General features: G+C 67.0%; 12 protein-coding genes. 6 read left to right on the forward strand and 6 right to left on the reverse strand.

The genetic code is table 11. The annotated features are described in order from the left end of the window. On the forward strand, positions 1–564 hold a 564-nt coding region (locus VF651_10480; protein HEX7966130.1), incomplete at its 5' end, for a hypothetical protein. A gap of 262 nt (positions 565–826) precedes the next feature. On the opposite strand, the gene VF651_10485 is transcribed toward VF651_10480, so the two are convergent. Further along, a complete protein-coding gene (locus VF651_10485) occupies positions 827–1,534 on the reverse strand; it encodes a putative 2OG-Fe(II) oxygenase (GenBank protein HEX7966131.1) in 708 nt (235 codons plus the stop codon). Positions 1,535–1,623: 89 nt separating this feature from the next. On the opposite strand from VF651_10485, the gene VF651_10490 reads away from it, so the two are divergent. Then, positions 1,624–2,181, forward strand: coding sequence for a 2OG-Fe(II) oxygenase (locus VF651_10490; protein ID HEX7966132.1), 558 nt, complete (start codon positions 1,624–1,626; stop codon positions 2,179–2,181). 5 nt (positions 2,182–2,186) lie between these two features. On the opposite strand, the gene VF651_10495 is transcribed toward VF651_10490, so the two are convergent. Together VF651_10495 and VF651_10500 are read right to left on the reverse strand one after the other, a co-directional pair. After that, positions 2,187–3,908 carry a sulfotransferase gene (locus tag VF651_10495; protein ID HEX7966133.1) on the reverse strand — a complete coding sequence of 574 codons (1,722 nt, stop codon included), beginning with the start codon at positions 3,906–3,908 and terminating at the stop codon, positions 2,187–2,189. Next, positions 3,905–5,728 carry a sulfotransferase gene (locus tag VF651_10500; GenBank protein ID HEX7966134.1) on the reverse strand — a complete coding sequence of 608 codons (1,824 nt, stop codon included), beginning with the start codon at positions 5,726–5,728 and terminating at the stop codon, positions 3,905–3,907. Before VF651_10500 ends, VF651_10495 begins: the two co-directional genes overlap by 4 nt. Before the next feature lie 46 nt (positions 5,729–5,774). Between VF651_10500 and VF651_10505 the strand changes: the two genes are divergently transcribed. Further along, a complete protein-coding gene (locus VF651_10505) occupies positions 5,775–6,419 on the forward strand; it encodes an aspartyl/asparaginyl beta-hydroxylase domain-containing protein (protein HEX7966135.1) in 645 nt (214 codons plus the stop codon). A gap of 36 nt (positions 6,420–6,455) precedes the next feature. Here VF651_10505 and VF651_10510 read toward each other — a convergent pair whose 3' ends face one another. From VF651_10510 to VF651_10520, 3 genes are read right to left on the reverse strand one after another with little or no spacing between them, the layout of a single operon-like run. Next, positions 6,456–7,160, reverse strand: coding sequence for a hypothetical protein (locus tag VF651_10510; protein ID HEX7966136.1), 705 nt, complete (start codon positions 7,158–7,160; stop codon positions 6,456–6,458). 22 nt (positions 7,161–7,182) lie between these two features. Beyond that, positions 7,183–8,499: an aspartyl/asparaginyl beta-hydroxylase domain-containing protein gene (locus tag VF651_10515; protein HEX7966137.1), complete on the reverse strand. Its 1,317-nt coding sequence runs from the start codon at positions 8,497–8,499 to the stop codon at positions 7,183–7,185. Positions 8,500–8,556: 57 nt separating this feature from the next. Beyond that, on the reverse strand, positions 8,557–9,618 hold the full coding sequence (locus tag VF651_10520) for a hypothetical protein (GenBank protein ID HEX7966138.1): 1,062 nt from the start codon (positions 9,616–9,618) through the stop codon (positions 8,557–8,559). An 83-nt stretch (positions 9,619–9,701) separates the two neighbouring features. Here VF651_10520 and VF651_10525 point away from each other — a divergent pair, with 83 nt between their 5' ends. The 3 genes from VF651_10525 (at position 9,702) to odhB (ending at position 15,258) form a co-directional block, all read left to right on the forward strand. Continuing rightward, positions 9,702–10,949: a 2OG-Fe(II) oxygenase gene (locus VF651_10525; GenBank protein HEX7966139.1), complete on the forward strand. Its 1,248-nt coding sequence runs from the start codon at positions 9,702–9,704 to the stop codon at positions 10,947–10,949. Between the two features lie 191 nt (positions 10,950–11,140). Next, positions 11,141–14,020, forward strand: coding sequence for a 2-oxoglutarate dehydrogenase E1 component (locus tag VF651_10530; protein HEX7966140.1), 2,880 nt, complete (start codon positions 11,141–11,143; stop codon positions 14,018–14,020). Next, a complete protein-coding gene (gene odhB, locus VF651_10535) occupies positions 14,017–15,258 on the forward strand; it encodes a 2-oxoglutarate dehydrogenase complex dihydrolipoyllysine-residue succinyltransferase (GenBank protein HEX7966141.1) in 1,242 nt (413 codons plus the stop codon). Before VF651_10530 ends, odhB begins: the two co-directional genes overlap by 4 nt. Positions 15,259–15,267: the final 9 nt, after the last annotated feature.

Here is a 15,267-nt window from a genome sequence, read left to right on the forward strand (position 1 = left end):
GTCAATATCGGCGGCATCACCACCAACGGTATCGACCTGGCGACCCACTACAAGCTGCCCTCGACCTCCGTGGGCGACTTCAAGGTGGGCCTGGATTGGACGTTCCTGCGCAGCTTCGTGCAGGTCGTGCCGAACAGCGCCGATCCGACCGGCTTCACTCCCACGGAGTTGGCCGGCACCACGACGGCGTTCGGCGGGTTCCCGAAGCAGAAGGCGAACCTGAGCCTCAACTGGAACTACGGCGACTTCACCGCGGTGTGGAATGTGCAGTACATCTACTCCATGACCGAGGGTTGCCCGAAGGCCGGCTTCGCGGATGGCCTCTGCTCCAATGTGGGGCTGACGGCGGCCGATTCGTCGAACTACGTTGGCAAGACGATCTACCACGACTGGCAGGTTGGCTACCATGTGGACAGCTGGAACACCGACCTCACGTTCGGTATCCGGAACGTCTTCGATAAGCAGCCGCCGACCGCGCTGACGGCGTTCGCCAACAGCTTCCTGCCGGCGTTCTACCGTGTACCTGGCCGCGAGTTCTACGGCCGTGTCTCGGTGAAGTTCTAATAACGAACCGTCTAAACGGTCAATTGAGCGGCCCCGAAAGGGGCCGCTTTTTTTATGGGCTCTTGGATATCAGGAATGCGGGATGTCGGCGTGTCGCGGGGGATACGGAGTGCCAGGGGGCATCCTGGATCTCGTCAGCCCTCGCACGAGCCGGAGCGCGGTATATCACCCATACGCGCCCGGTGCGGGAAGCGGAGTCCGCTAAGCGATCCTATGTCGGCGCAGCGTGGCAGCGTGGGTTGCGCCCGATATCTGCGATGGGTCAGGTGCGCAGCCGCAATACCGGGTCATCGCCGCCGGTGCCTGCCTCGCGCACCCACGCATTGAATGCCACCGTGATACGCTCGCGCTGCCCATAGTAGGGCGCCACCTCGTGCATCAGGTAGGAGGGGAACAGCAGGAGCTGGCCCGCGCGCAGGTTGAAGGCGATGTCACCCATGCCGTAGGGCGGCTGCCAATGGGCGTTGCCGGGGTCCAGATACATGCCGGCGGTCGTCCGGGCCTCGGAGAAACGCAGGGCACCGCTGTTGGGCTTGTCCGGAACCGGCACCGAGTCACCCGGGTCCACGCAGTAGACACCAGACCAGGAGGCCATGGGATGGTTGTGCTGGGCGGTGTAGCCGCCGTGGCGCGTCAGGTGGTACCAGCTGTGGTGATGGATGCGCAGCTGCTGCATCTCTTCCATCTTGTAGCCATTCAGCTGCTGCACCACGTAGCCTACGTGCTGCAGGCAGAACTGAGCCAGCGCCTGGATCTCCGGTTCCGGGTTCTCGAACAGCGAGAAGTCGCTCTCGTACACCGCCACCTTCATGACGGCGGTAGGAGCTGAGCTGCGCCTGCGGCCCGGGTCGGCTTCCCAGCGCAGGAACAGCTCACGCAGGCGCGCGTTGAGCGCCCCCGGATCCGGCAGGGCGCTGTCCACGATCGGCGAGGCGAACGCCGGGAAGATGTTGATGCGCGGTTGTGCCATGGCTGACCTTCGCGTGCGGCTTGCAATGCCGTGCCGGGGTATTCATATTAAAGGGCGGAATCCAGGGGAACAACGGCTTCGGAGGCGGCATGCAGGCATCCCGCAGGCATCTCATCGACGGTCGGGAAGTGCGTGTCTACGACGGCCTCCTGTCCCAGCAGGACATCCTGCGCTTGACCGCCATGTTCGACGATGGCGCCTTCACCCGCACTGAATGGGCCCGGCCCGAGACAGCCGCGGTACGCCACTGGGCGCTGAACATCCCCCATGATACCGCCCTCAAGCTGCCGGTCTATGCGCCGACCCTGCAGGCCGCCCAGGATACGGTGCCCGGCGGGGCCTACAAGGTATACCGCTGCTACTGCAATCATGCCGCCTACGGCGACATGCTTTTCACCCACACCGACTGCGAACCGGGAGGCAAGGACCTCACGGCACTCTGGTACGTGGCGCCGCAATGGGACTTGGAGTGGGGTGGAGAGACACTGTTCTTCGACAAGGACCGGGACGCGGCAGCGGTGGTGAGCCCGCGGCCGGGGCGCCTGGTGATCTTCGATGGCACCATCCTGCATGCGGGCCGGCCGCCCAACCGGGCCTGCTACGCGCCGCGCTATACCCTGGCTTACAAACTCGAGCCGGCGGCCTAGCCGCCTCAGGCCTCGTAGCCGAAACGCTCGATGTAGGGCCTGAGGACCGGAAGCACCCTCTCCAGCTGCGAGCGGTAGCGGCGCCAGCGCTCGACCGCATCGGCATAGACGGGCTGGACGACCTGATGATAGCTCGGAGTGTAGATGCGGCCACGCTTCTTCGCATGCTGGATATGGTCCTGCATGGCCTCTTCCCATCCCAATCCCAGGAAAGCCAGCAGCCGCCGCAGCTCAGCGTCTTTGTCGGCGATAAGCGCCTCATAGCGGAGTTCATGCACCTCGAGGGGCAGCGCATCACGAAAGTGGATCCACAGGTCCATGACGCAGCTATACGTCAGCGCGGTATTTTCCAGGTCCCGGAAATTGTCCAACGCCGGATTGTTGCCGAAAGCCTGCATGAAACAAGACAGGGCCACATCGCACGGATGGCGCAGCGCAAATATGAAGCGGGCGCCCGGGAACAGGAGCTGGATGAAGGCCGCATGCGCCGAATAGAAAGGGTTCTTGTCCACCACCAGCATGTCATGCGCGACCGGCCCTAGCAGTTTGTCGGCCTCCTGCCAGTAGGCGGCGCGCAGATCCCTTATCTGGTCCGGCGTGAGCGCAGCCAGGGCCTGCGGATACCCGCCTGGGAGACGACGCACCTGCTCCAGCACCTTGTCGATGATCGGTTCTTCCTCGAGTACGTTGATGCCGGGGTGCGCGTCCAGCATCGTATCCAGCAAGGTGGTCCCCGATCGCGGGAAACCGACCAGGAACACCGGGCTCCGGCGGTCTTCGAGCGGGGGCTTCGGCCAGCCGCGGGGTGTGGCGCCGCTGAAGAACATCAGGCTCTTCTGCAGGGAGCTGACGAACTCGTCGGCGCCGCTTCGCAGATGAGGCCAGACCTCCTTGCTCAAGGCATTACCCGCCATGAAGTGCGCATAGGCGTCATCTTCGCGGCCTAGCTGGTCATAGTCACGGCCCAGCTCGAATTCCATGGAGCGCCGCACCACAGGGCTAAGGTCATCGCGCTTGAGCTGTGCTTCAAGCCGCGCCGCCGATCCGGCGTACTCTCCGCGACGCCGTTCGCAACGGGCCGCCACGAGGTGCAGGTTCTCCTGCCGCGGATCGGTCCCGAAACCTCTGGATAGGGCCCATTCAGCTTCGTCCAGGAGGTTGGTCTGTTCATAGAGAGTGGCGAGGTTCGACCAGACATCCGCATTGCCAGGGTCGAGTTCGGTCGAGCGACGATAGGCATCGATCGCGCCTACATAGTCATGCTTGCGATTCAGGGCTATCGCCAGGTTGTTGTGCACCACCGCCTCGGCGGGGGCGATGCGTATCGCTTCGTTGTAAGCGGCGATCGCTCCGTCGACGTCACCCATCTCCTTGAGTGCGAGGCCGAGGCTGTTCAGCAGGTTCGGGTCATGGCGTCCCGCCTGCTGTGCGGCTTGATAGGAGGAGATCGCTTCATGCCAGCGCTGGGATTGGAAATACGCGTTGCCCAGTGTCTCGAGCAGGCCGCCGTCGCGGGGCCAGCGGCGGACCGCGGCTTCAAGGCGCGGCAGAGCCCGCCCGGCGGCGCCCTGGTCAAGCAATAGGCGGCCGGTCATGTATAGGGCGCCGACGTGCTCCGGCTCGCGGCGCAACAGGTCTTCAGCCATGCCGAATGCGCCCGCGGCATCGCCCCTCTCATAGGCATCGACTGCCGCGTTGAACAGCTGCGCCGTGGAGACCTCGCTCACAGCCGGTTGTCCAATGAGCACAGCTGCGACTGCAGGGCACCGAGGCCCTCCAGCACTGGCTTGAGTGCTTGCTCATGCCGGCGCCACTTGTCCGGCATGGGCGCGCTCAGCGTATAACGCGAGGGCGGCAGGCCTCCCGCGAGGGAGCGCTGTAGTTCCGCCGGAGGCGGCAGGCCGATGAAGGCGGCGGCACGCTGCACCACGCCGGCGGGATCACGCACCAGCTCGGCGTAGTCCAGCACTCGCCAGCGTTCCCGCGGGAGTTTGGATAGTTCATCGACTATGGCTTGGTTCGCCGCGCGCCATTGCGCGGCTACTACGTCCGCGGGCGGCCTGCCGCGCAGTTCGCGCCAGCCGTGCGGCAACAGCAGGGACCAGGGCGGGCCCGGCCAGTCAGGCAGGTCCGGATAAGTGACGAAGCGGCCCGACTGCCATGCATCCAGCATGCTGCCCAGGTTCTCCGCGGCACTGCGGTGTATGAACAGGAACACCGCGTCCGGGAACAGCTCCTTCAGGAATGGGATGCGCAGCGCGTTCTTCGGCGTCTTCTCCAGGAGGCGCACGCCCGGTGGAGGCTCGTCCAGTGTCAGCCAGCGGCGCCCCTGGTGGTCGCGCAGCTGCAAAGTGAAGTTCCTGAGGACACCATCGCGGTTATCGGGCGTGGCATCCTCCCCGGTGAGCGAGTTGGAGGCGAAACCGCGGTTTCGGGGCGAGAGTGCGGCGATACTCTCGATCTCCGCATGGCTCTCATCGCCTAGATTCCACAACCCGGGGATGCGGGCGAGGGTCTCGAACAGCAGCGTGCTGCCGCTGCGCGGCGCAGCCACGACGATCACCGGCCGCGTGAATGCCGGCACCGGCGCGGCGGCGAGCCAGGCCTGGAAACCTTCGAACATGCCGGACAGGAACTTCTGCAGTACCACGTTCACCTGGGTGCTGTTGCTCGGCAAGCGCAGTCCGGCACCGAGCTGGCCGGCGCGCTTCAACGTATCCTCGATGAGCACGGCGTAATGGGCATGATGGCGCGGTTCACCGCCGAAGCGCGCCCACAGCGCCTGCCATTCGTTGGCGAAGTCCAGCATGGCGTTCTCGAGGCCGGCGTGTTGGGCAGTGCGGGCTGGGGCGCTCCGCAGGTCGCCTACCAGTTCATGCATCGTGCCCTTGACCGCGGCGGGGTGCGCCAGCGGCTCTGGGGCATGGGACTCGAACAGGAGAGGCGCGTCGGCGCCTTCCCGGTATTCCACCGGCTGGGTCGGCAACTGCGCCGCCGCGGAGGTCACCGCACCGGTGGACGCGAGCTGCCAGAAGGCGGCGCTGCCTACCGTATCCATCACCAGGTGCACGCGGCGGATGCCGCTGCGGTTGACCACATAGTGCGGACGCCAATTGTCGAAGATCCACGCCTCACCCTCGCCCATGTGGATTTCGACCCCATCGCAGTTGAAGCGCACGCTGGGGTCCGTGACGATCGGTACATGGATGCGGATGCGGTCGCGCCAGTAGAAGTCGATGTCGGTATGGGGCGTCACCTCTGCACCCGGTTCCAGGCGCATCAGGCGCGAACGGCCCAGCACGGTCTGGAAGCTCGCCATCACCTGGCGCAGGTAATCGCACTGGGCCAGACGCGGGGCGGGTGCCATGGCGCCGTGGGTATCGTCGTTCTCACCGCCGCGGTGGGAGACCAGCACCAGCGCCGAGTTCCCGGCGAAGCCCTGGGGATGGGCCCGCCACTCGCTCTCCGGGATGCGGTCCACCTCGGCCTTGAGGCGGGCCACGTCGAAGCGCAGCGGAAGCTTGATGAAAGGGGCGGGGAGACGCATGCGGGCCATTGTACCGGGGAGGGATGTCCCACGGTACACTTCGCGTATGGACCTTGGCTTCGACAAGCGAGCACACGTCACCACCTGCCGCAGGCTGCCGCTGCCGGTGGACAGCGCACGCTTGCAGCGTGAGGTGGCGGCGCTGCCGGCGGAACTGTGGGGCAACGTACGCGCACCGGTGCACCGCGAGACCCAGTCGTTGTTCCTCAAGGGCCATGCACCGGCATTGGGCATTCCGGAAGACCCAGAACAGCCGGCCCTGGCGGCCTGCCCCTACATCCGCGAGCTGCTCTACGGCCTCCTGCCGGGCGTGCCAGGCAAGTGCCTCCTCGCTGCGCTACGTCCCCGCGGCATCGTCTATCCCCACATGGACGTGGAGAACGACTATTTCGTCCACTCCTTCCGCGTGCACCTGCCGGTGTTCACCAACCCGCAGGTGCGCCTCTACTGCAACGGGCGTTTCTTCCGCATGGCAGCAGGCGAGGTCTGGACGCTGAACAACCTCGCGCCCCATGCGGTAGTGAATGATCATCCCGACGAAGCGCGGGTGCACCTCATCTTCGACGTCTTTCCGTCGCCGGAAGCGGTCGCGCGCGTGGATGCGGCGGGGGAGGCGGAAGGCATGGAGGAACCGGAGTTGTTCGCGCGGCTCTCGGGTACGCGGCCGGCCGGCGCGCAGGTGATGGACTAGATGCAAGACCCAAGATGGGCCTATCGCCTCTAGCTATCAGAATCCGTAACCGTAGCTCTCGATGATGGCCCAGTCCCGCTCCGCCACCAGTTCCTTCAGTTCCCCATCGTAGTAGTTGCGGTAGTCACGCCGCGGCGAGGCGTTGACCGCCGGTGCCTCGGCGATGGCTCGCGAGAGTTCCGGCGTCACCGTGGTGCCGCAGCTCTCCAACAGGCCGGGTAGCTCCTCCCGGAGCTGCTCCATGCGCCCCATGCGCAGGCCGGTGGGGGAGCCGCCGACGAAGCAGAGATACCGTGTGAGCCAAGTGAGATAACCGGCATCGGGGTCGGTGAAGCCGCGCATCACGGCGCGCGTGATGCCGCTGCCCTGGTTTCCTTCGCGGCTCTCGGGCAGCGACTGCGCGATCTCCTCGCGCATCGCCGCTTGCAGCGGGTGGCCGAGGTGCAGCAGGTTGTGGATGGTGTCGTGGAAGTCCGCTCGGCCCTGCTCCGAGACGGCGCGGAAGATAGGGTTACGCTGCGGATTCGCCAGGTTGAAGGCGTACCAGGACACATACCAGTCCCAGGGATTGCGGATGAAGGCGAAGGCAGGCAAGGCCTTCAGCTCCGCCGGCGCCTCGCTGCGCGGCAGGTGATAACCGATCATGCGCGCACCGGGCAGGTGAGCGAGCAGCAGGCGGTTCACGAACTGCCCGCCGGTCTTGTGCACGTGGATGAACAGGAACTTCGATGTCGCGATCATGCCGCGGCTCTTGCGCTGGACTTCAGGTCGCGCCGCCGTAGCTGCGGTTGAAAGCCGTGATGCCGGCCACCAGCGCGGTGATGCCCTCACGTTCCGCTGCCGTCACCGCCGGGTTCCATAGGTCCAGGATGAGCACGGCACGGGTGTCCGGGCTTCGGTTCCACGCTTCGTGCTGGAAGCTGTCGTCGAATATGAGGCACTCGCCCTCCTTCCAGCCGCGGGTCTCGTGACCCACGCGGATGGCGCAGTCGGGAGGCACGATCAGGGGGAGGTGGACCACCAGTTTGTAGTTGGCGAGCCCGAAATGCGGCGGGATGTGCGCGCCCGGTTGCAGGATGGAGAACAGCGCCTCCGGAGCATGCCCCGGTATCGCAGGCGAAGGCACGGCGGCCAGTGCTTTCAGGGTGGCGGGACAGCGTGCGGCGTTCGCCTCGACGCGCTGTCCGGCCTTGTATATATGGAAGGAGGTCCAGGCGGCGGACCCGTTCAGTGCGGCCCACTGCTGCGGAGGAGTGCCTTGGGGTATCTGCACGTACGGCGCCATGCCTTGCCCAGAGACCATCGCCGCCTCGAGTTCCTGGCGTATCGCGCCGGTCGCCGCTTCCAGCTCCGGTACCCACGGGAACTCGGTCCGGTCGAAGAAGGCGCGTGGCGGCACACCCGGCATGTAGATGTACGCCGGCTGTTGCAGCGAATGCTGGTGCTGTGGAGGACGGATGCCGGCGTAGATCTCCGCCGCTTCGCGAACCCGCACCAAGGCTTCAGGGCCGTGGCGTTCGAGCACCGGAGCCAGTTCGGCCTCGATGAGCATCAGTTGCGCCTTGCTGAGGCTCGCAGCCGCGTGCATCACCAACCGGCGGGTGGGGGAACTCGCATCGTCGTTGCGCAGCACCGCGTCCGGGTTCGGGAATTGGCGCCATGCCTGCCAGTATGCCGCCAAGGCTTCATCCTTCCGCCCCAACTCCTCCAGCACCACGCCCTTATGCATGGCGGCGGTCTTGTGATCCGGCTTGAGCGCGAGGGCGCGGTCGAGGCAGGTGAGCGCCTGCTGCAAGTCGCCGCGTTCCTTGAGCACCAAGCCGAGGTTCTGGTGCAGGATCGCGCGGTCAGGCGCCGCGCGCAGAGCCTGTTCCAGGTAAGCCTGGCTCTGATTCAGTTCTCCGCGCCCGAGCGCCTGCACCGCCAGGAAATTGAGCGCACGCACATGGTAGGGCGCGGCCTCCAGGATCTGGCGGTATATCTTCTCTGCTTCATGCAGGTCGCCACGCTCGGCCAGTTGTCTGGCGCTGTCGGCGAGCGTCTGTATCTGCCAAGCGGCTTCGGAGGCGGGCTGGTTCACTGATTGCGCCTTCAGGCGTTGGTAAAAGATGGGTATTCTTGCACATCCATGCGATTTTCAGGGCGTGAGGGCCTGTTCCCCGGCCAATCCCGGGGAAGCCGCCCGGAACAGCGTCTCCGACCAGAGCAGGGCGGCGCGGAGTTCCGGGCCGTGGCGCGCGACGATGTCACGGCCTTCCGCATCGCGCTGGGCGCTGTCATAGGCGGAGAAAGGATCCTTGGCGTGGGTGTTCCACACCGGCCCCGCCACTGACGCCTCCGCGTCGGCAGCCGTGAGCGGCAGCTCCAGGAAGCCGGCGGCGGCCTGCACCATGGCGGCAGGTTCCGCCAGCAGCCGGGCGCTGTCGAGGCTCCTCAGCCTCGCTCCTGCGGCCGAGGCAAGCAACTCCTGGAACTTCAGCATCTGCGCATGCCAGATCACCACGAGGGACTGCAGGTAGTCCAGGCGGTCCAGGGCGAGCGCGGGGAAGCGTCGCGCGTAACCCGTGTCCTGGTCGAAGAGCCGGAGCAGGGCCGGCGTCTTCTGCTTGGTGTCCTCGGTCTTCTTGAGGTTGGAGACCAGGAAGGTCTCCAGGTCCGAATGCAGCAACAGGCCCTTCGCGCGCGGGCGCAACTCCAGGGCCTCAGCCGCCAGGTTGTGGGCCACGTGGGTCGGCTTGATGAGCACCGACTCGGAGGGCTGCCAGGTCTTGGCCAGCAGCCTGAGCGCGAGGTCGAGCAGCTGCGGCCCCTGCGGGTACCAGGCCTGGCCGCGGGCCTGTACGCCGCGCTTGAGGTCCGCGATGCGGCGCAGCACCCAGGGTTCCCGGAGGGCCAGTACGCGTCCCTCCAGCTGCAGCGAACGCGCCAGCAGTGATGAGCAGCAGAAGGAGGAATGGAACAGGAAGGCGGGATCATGTTCCGGCGCCGGCTGGGCCGCGACGGCGCGGGCCACCGTGTCCAGCGGGAAGCCGTGCAGGCGGTCGCCGGTGTAGGCGATGCGGTTGTCCAGGAACGCCGAGATGCGGAAGGTCTCGGGTGTCGCCTCCAGGAAATGCAGCTCGCCGCGCTGCATGTCGATGTCATACAGGTGCCAGGCGGGGTTGCGGGCGATGTCGTCCGCGGTGACGTCGAGGGCCATGCCGGCTGCTCTGGGCGGCGGTGTTGGCATACTATATCAAGGAGTGTCACGCCTGATTTAGGGCAAGGGGCCGGCAGGGGAGCATGAGCGAGCCAAGCGCCAAAGCCGATGCGCGCCAGCTGTTCCAGCAGGGCGCCGCCGCGTTCACCCAGCGCCGCTATGCCGAGGCGGAGCCGCTGCTGGCGCGCGCCGCGGAGGCGAGCGACGGCGAGGCCCAGAACCTCCTGGGCGTGATGTGCCTGAACGGCATGGGCGTAGCGCTGGACATGCGCCGCGCCGCGGCGCTGTTCGCCGCCGCTGCCCAGGACGGGCTCAAGGAAGCCCACTACAACCTGGCGAACCTCCTGTTCCATGGCCTCGGCACTGCCCGCGACGAGGCCGCTGCGCAACGGCACCTCGTCGCTGCCGCGCGCGCGGGCCACAAGCCGGCGCTGCGCTCCCTGGCTCAGGTCTACCACGCCGCCGGCGATGCCGGCCGCTGGCCTGCGCTCGCCACACATTGTTTCCGCCTCGCCGCCGAGGCTGGCGATCCCCTGGCGCAGTACAGCTATGGCCTGCGCCTGCACCGCGGCCACGGCGTGGCGGCGGATCCTGCCGCCGCATCCTATTGGTTCGCCGCCGCCGCCCAGGCGGGCATCTATCTCGCCCGCGCGCGCCTCGCCGGGATGCGTCCTCCGGGCGCGGCGCCGGCTTCCGCATCCCAGGACATGGGGGAACTGGAGCCTTGTCCCTTACCGGAACTGCCGGAGCCCAGGCCGGTGCGGGAAGTGGCGTTCATGTCGGAGCACCGGGCGGCCCTGGATGAATATCTGGAAGATCACCTCATCAACGTGGCGGCACCCAGGCTGGCCCCCTCCGGCGTGGTGGATCCCCATACCGGCGCGGCGGTGCAGTCGGAACTGCGCACCAGCCACTCCATGCACTTCCAGCCCTCCATGTACGACGCGCCGGTCTATCTGGCGCTGCGGCGCATCGCCCGCATCGCCGGGCTGCCGGCCGGGCACGCGGAGCCCCTGGGCGTGCTGCGCTACGGCCCCGGCCAGGAGTACCGGCCGCACTACGACTACTACAGTGACGACCAGCATGAGGCGCAGCGCCTCGCCACCGTGTTCGTCTACCTCAACGACGTGGAGGAGGGCGGCGGCACCGACTTCCCGCGCCTCGCGGTGAAGGTGGACCCCGAACGGGGCAAGGCGGTGAAGTTCCTGAACTGCGATGCCGGCGGCAAGCCGAACCCCGACACGCTGCACGCCGGCCTGCCGGTGATCCGCGGCGAGAAGTGGCTCACCACCCTGTGGTTCTGGGACCGCCCCTTCCTCTGGTTTGGCTGAAATCCCCGGGGTTTCCCGCGCGGGGCACGCCGCGCCTTTCCTAGGCAAGGTCCATTGGGCTACACTATCCAACTGCGGCCTGAGCGGGTATCTCTTAGGGAGATTGCCGTAAGTCTCTTGAATACGTTGCCATTTTCATAGTCGTCGCGGGCGCGTCATCCGCTGGCCGTCCGCTGAACTGAATGGCGAAAATGAGCGAATCACTGCAAGCGCGCCTGAACACCACGCCTCTCTCCGGCGGCAACGCCCCCTACGTCGAAGCCCTCTACGAGCAATACCTGCAGGACCCGGTGTCCGTGCCGCAGGCCTGGGCCGACTATTTCCGCGGCCTGCAGTCCGGCGCGCGCGAGACCGCCCGCGGCCCCATCGAGGCCGAACTCCTGTCTCGCGCCCATGCGCCGCGTGCCGCTGCCGCAGGCGGCGGCCTGGATCCGCTGGCGGCGGAGAAGCAGGCGGCGGTGATCCGGCTGATAGAGGCCTACCGCGGCCGCGGCCACCTGCACGCGAAGCTGGACCCACTGGGCCTCACGGAGCCCGCCAGCGCGCCGGACCTCGAGCTCGAGTTCCATGGCCTGAGCCAGGCCGACATGGCGACCGTGTTCAGCACCGTCTCCCTCACCGGTCCGGACCGCCAGCCGCTCAAGGACATCTGGCAGATGATGCAGCAGGTCTACTGCGGCACCATCGGCTTCGAGTTCATGCACGTGACCAACGCCGAAGAGCGGCTCTGGCTCAAGAGCCGCATCGAGGGCAGCCGCGCGCGCGCGGCGCTGAGCGCTGACGAGCGCCTCACGGTGCTGCGCAACCTGACCGCCGCCGAAGGCCTCGAGAAGTACCTGCACACCAAGTACGTGGGGCAGAAGCGCTTCTCGCTGGAGGGCGGCGACTCGCTCATGCCGCTGCTGCACGACGTGGTGCAGAAGGGCGGCGCCGCCGGCATCCAGGAGATCGTGGTGGGCATGGCCCACCGCGGCCGCCTCAACGTGCTCATCAACCTCCTGGGCAAGTCCCCCAAGGAGCTGTTCCTCGAGTTCGAGGGCGTGCACGAGCACAAGGAAGGCGACGGCTCCGGCGACGTGAAATACCACATGGGCTTCTCCTCCGACATCAAGACGCCCGGCGGCAACGTGCACCTGGCGCTGGCCTTCAATCCCTCGCACCTCGAGATCGTGAACCCGGTGGTGGAGGGCTCGGTGCGCGCCCGCCAGGATCGCCGTGACGACGTGAAGGGCGAGAAGATCCTGCCGGTGCTGGTGCACGGCGACGCCGCCTTCGCGGGGCAGGGCGTGGGCATGGAGACGCTGCAGTTCTCCCAGACCCGCGGCTTCAGCACCGGCGGCACCTACCACGTGGTGCTCAACAACCAGGTCGGCTTCACCATCAGCGACCCGCGCGACTCGCGCTCGACGCAGTACTGCACCGACCTCGCCAAGATGCTCGAGGCGCCGGTGTTCCACGTCAACGGCGACGACCCGGAGGCGGTGATCTTCGTCTCGCGCCTCGCGCTCGACTACCGCCAGACCTTCCACAAGGACGTGTTCATCGACCTCGTGTGCTACCGCCGCCACGGCCACAACGAGGCCGACGAGCCCTCGGCCACCCAGCCGGTCATGTACCAGCACATCAAGAGCCACGCCACGCCGCGCGCGCTCTACGCCGCGTCGCTGGCGGGGTCGGGCGTGCTCGACGCTGCCGCGGCCGCCGCGCTCACCGAGCAGTACCGCAAGGACCTGGATGCCGGCAAGCTGGTGGCGCCGGGCATCACGCCCTACGTGGCGAACGAGTTCAGCGTCGACTGGTCGCGCTTCCAGAATCGCAGCATCAGCGAGCCGTTCGAGACGAAGATCGACAAGAAGCGCATGCAGCCGCTGATGGAGGCCATGAACGCGGTCCCCGCCGGTGTGGAGCTGCATCCGCGCGTCGCCAAGATCTATGACGACCGCCGCAAGATGGCGGCGGGCGAGCTGCCGATGGATTGGGGCTTCGCCGAGACCCTGGCCTACGCCAGCCTCGTCAGCGAGGGCTGCGCGGTGCGCCTCACCGGCCAGGACAGCGGCCGCGGCACCTTCTTCCACCGCCACGCGGTGCTGCACAACCAGAAGGACTACAGCACCTACACGCCGTTGCAGCACATCGCGCCCGCGCAGAAGCACTTCACGGTGGTGGATTCGCTGCTCTCGGAAGAGGCGGTGATGGGCTTCGAGTACGGCTACAGCACCGCCGACCCGGACGCGCTGGTGATATGGGAGGCGCAGTTCGGCGACTTCGCGAACGGCGCGCAGGTGGTGATCGACCAGTTCATGGCCGCGGGCGAGGCCAAGTGGGGGCGGCTGTGCGGGCTCACCCTGTTCCTGCCCCACGGCTACGAGGGCCAGGGCCCCGAGCATTCCTCGGCGCGCCTGGAGCGATACCTGCAGCTCTGCGCCGAGCACAACATGCAGGTATGCGTGCCCTCGAATCCCGCCCAGATGTTCCACATGATCCGCCGCCAGGCGCTCAGGCCTTTCCGCAAGCCGCTGGTGGTGATGACGCCCAAGAGCTTGCTGCGCCACAAGCTTTCGGTCTCGGCGCTCGCCGACCTCTCGGGCGGCGGCTTCCAGCCGCTCATCCCAGAGGCCGGGGACATCAAGGCCGCCAAGGTGCAGCGCGTGGTGTTCTGCTCCGGCAAGGTCTACTACGACCTCATCGAGGCGCGCCACGCCGCGGGCCTCGACGACACCGCCATCGTGCGCATCGAGCAGCTCTATCCCTTCCCGCAGGCGGAGTACGCCGAAGTGCTGGCCGGCTACCCGAACGCCCGCGACATCGTTTGGTGCCAGGAGGAGCCCGGCAACCAGGGCGCCTGGTACCAGATCCGCCACCGCCTGCAGGAGCCGCTCAAGCAGAAGCACGAGCTGCGATATGCCGGCCGGCCGCACGCCGCGTCCACCGCCGCGGGATACATGCAGCTGCACGTGCAGCAGCAGAAAGCGCTGATCCAGGACGCGCTCGGCACCGCCAATGAGGCGAAGCAGGGCGCCGCGGCCAAAGACAAGACCAAGCCTAATAAAATCTTGACGGAGAAGGCATGAGCATCGAAGTAAAGGTCCCCCAGCTGCCCGAGTCCGTGCAGGACGCGACCCTCGTCAGCTGGCACAAGAAGCCCGGCGATGCGGTGAACCGCGACGAGAACCTGGTGGACATCGAGACCGACAAGGTGGTGCTGGAAGTCCCGGCGCCGGTGTCGGGCGTGCTCAAGGAGATCCGCGTCAAGGACGGCACCACCGTCGGCGCGGGCCAGGTGCTCGCGATCCTGGAAGAGGGAGCCGGTGCCGCCGCGGCGCCTGCCGCCAAGGCCGCGCCCGCACCCGCTCCTGCCCCGGCACCTGCTGCCGCTCCGGCTCAGGCCAGCGCACCTGCCGGTGGCGCCGACATGCCCCTCAGCCCCTCGGTGCGCCGCCTCGTCGAAGAGAACAAGCTGGACCCGTCCCAGATCAGGGGCACGGCCCGTGACGGCCGCCTCACCAAGGGCGACGTGCTGGACTACATGGCGAACCGCGGCGGCGCGCAGCCTTCCGCTCCGGCCCCTGCCGCCTCGCCTGCGGCGCGCGCTCCGGCACGTAGCGGCGCCCGCGAGGACCGCCGCGTGCCCATGACGCGCATGCGTGCCCGCATCGCCGAGCGCCTGACCCAGTCCCAGACCAGCACCGTGATGCTCACCTCGTTCAACGAGGTGGACCTCTCGGCGGTGATGGCGCTGCGCGCCAAGTACAAGGACAAGTTCGAGAAGGAGCATGGCGTGAAGCTCGGCTTCATGTCCTTCTTCGTCAAGGCCGCCGTCGAGGCCCTCAAGAAGTACCCGGTGGTGAACGCCTCCGTGGAAGGCAACGACATCGTTTACCACGACTACTGGGACATCAGCGTCGCGGTCTCCACGCCCAAGGGCCTGGTGACCCCGGTGCTGCGCGACGCGGACCAGATGAGCTTCGCCGACGTGGAGAAGACCCTGGGCGACATGGCCGCGCGCGCCCGCGACGGCAAGATCGGCATCGAGGAACTCACCGGCGGCACCTTCACCATCACCAATGGCGGCGTGTTCGGCTCGCTGATGTCCACGCCCATCATCAATCCGCCCCAGAGCGCGATCCTCGGCATGCACGCCACCAAGGACCGGGCGGTGGTGGTGGACGGCCAGGTGGTGGCGCGCCCCATGATGTACATCGCGCTCACCTATGACCACCGCATCATCGACGGCAAGGAAGCGGTGCTCACCCTCGTGTCCATCAAGGAATCCCTGGAAGACCCGGCGCGCCTTGTGCTCGGGATCTGATGCCCATAT

Source organism: Gammaproteobacteria bacterium, assembly GCA_036383255.1.
GTDB lineage: Bacteria > Pseudomonadota > Gammaproteobacteria > Natronospirales > REEB76 > DASUBN01.

What these genes read in the sequence shown, in the direction of transcription:
- VF651_10485 (HEX7966131.1), bottom strand. Translation starts at nt 1,534, where the DNA reads ATGGCACAACCGCGCATCAACATCTTCCCGGCGTTCGCCTCGCCGATC.
- VF651_10490 (HEX7966132.1), top strand. Translation starts at nt 1,624, where the DNA reads ATGCAGGCATCCCGCAGGCATCTCATCGACGGTCGGGAAGTGCGTGTC.
- VF651_10500 (HEX7966134.1), bottom strand. Translation starts at nt 5,728, where the DNA reads ATGCGTCTCCCCGCCCCTTTCATCAAGCTTCCGCTGCGCTTCGACGTG.
- VF651_10505 (HEX7966135.1), top strand. Translation starts at nt 5,775, where the DNA reads ATGGACCTTGGCTTCGACAAGCGAGCACACGTCACCACCTGCCGCAGG.
- VF651_10510 (HEX7966136.1), bottom strand. Translation starts at nt 7,160, where the DNA reads ATGATCGCGACATCGAAGTTCCTGTTCATCCACGTGCACAAGACCGGC.
- VF651_10520 (HEX7966138.1), bottom strand. Translation starts at nt 9,618, where the DNA reads ATGGCCCTCGACGTCACCGCGGACGACATCGCCCGCAACCCCGCCTGG.
- VF651_10525 (HEX7966139.1), top strand. Translation starts at nt 9,702, where the DNA reads ATGAGCGAGCCAAGCGCCAAAGCCGATGCGCGCCAGCTGTTCCAGCAG.
- VF651_10530 (HEX7966140.1), top strand. Translation starts at nt 11,141, where the DNA reads ATGAGCGAATCACTGCAAGCGCGCCTGAACACCACGCCTCTCTCCGGC.
- odhB (HEX7966141.1), top strand. Translation starts at nt 14,017, where the DNA reads ATGAGCATCGAAGTAAAGGTCCCCCAGCTGCCCGAGTCCGTGCAGGAC.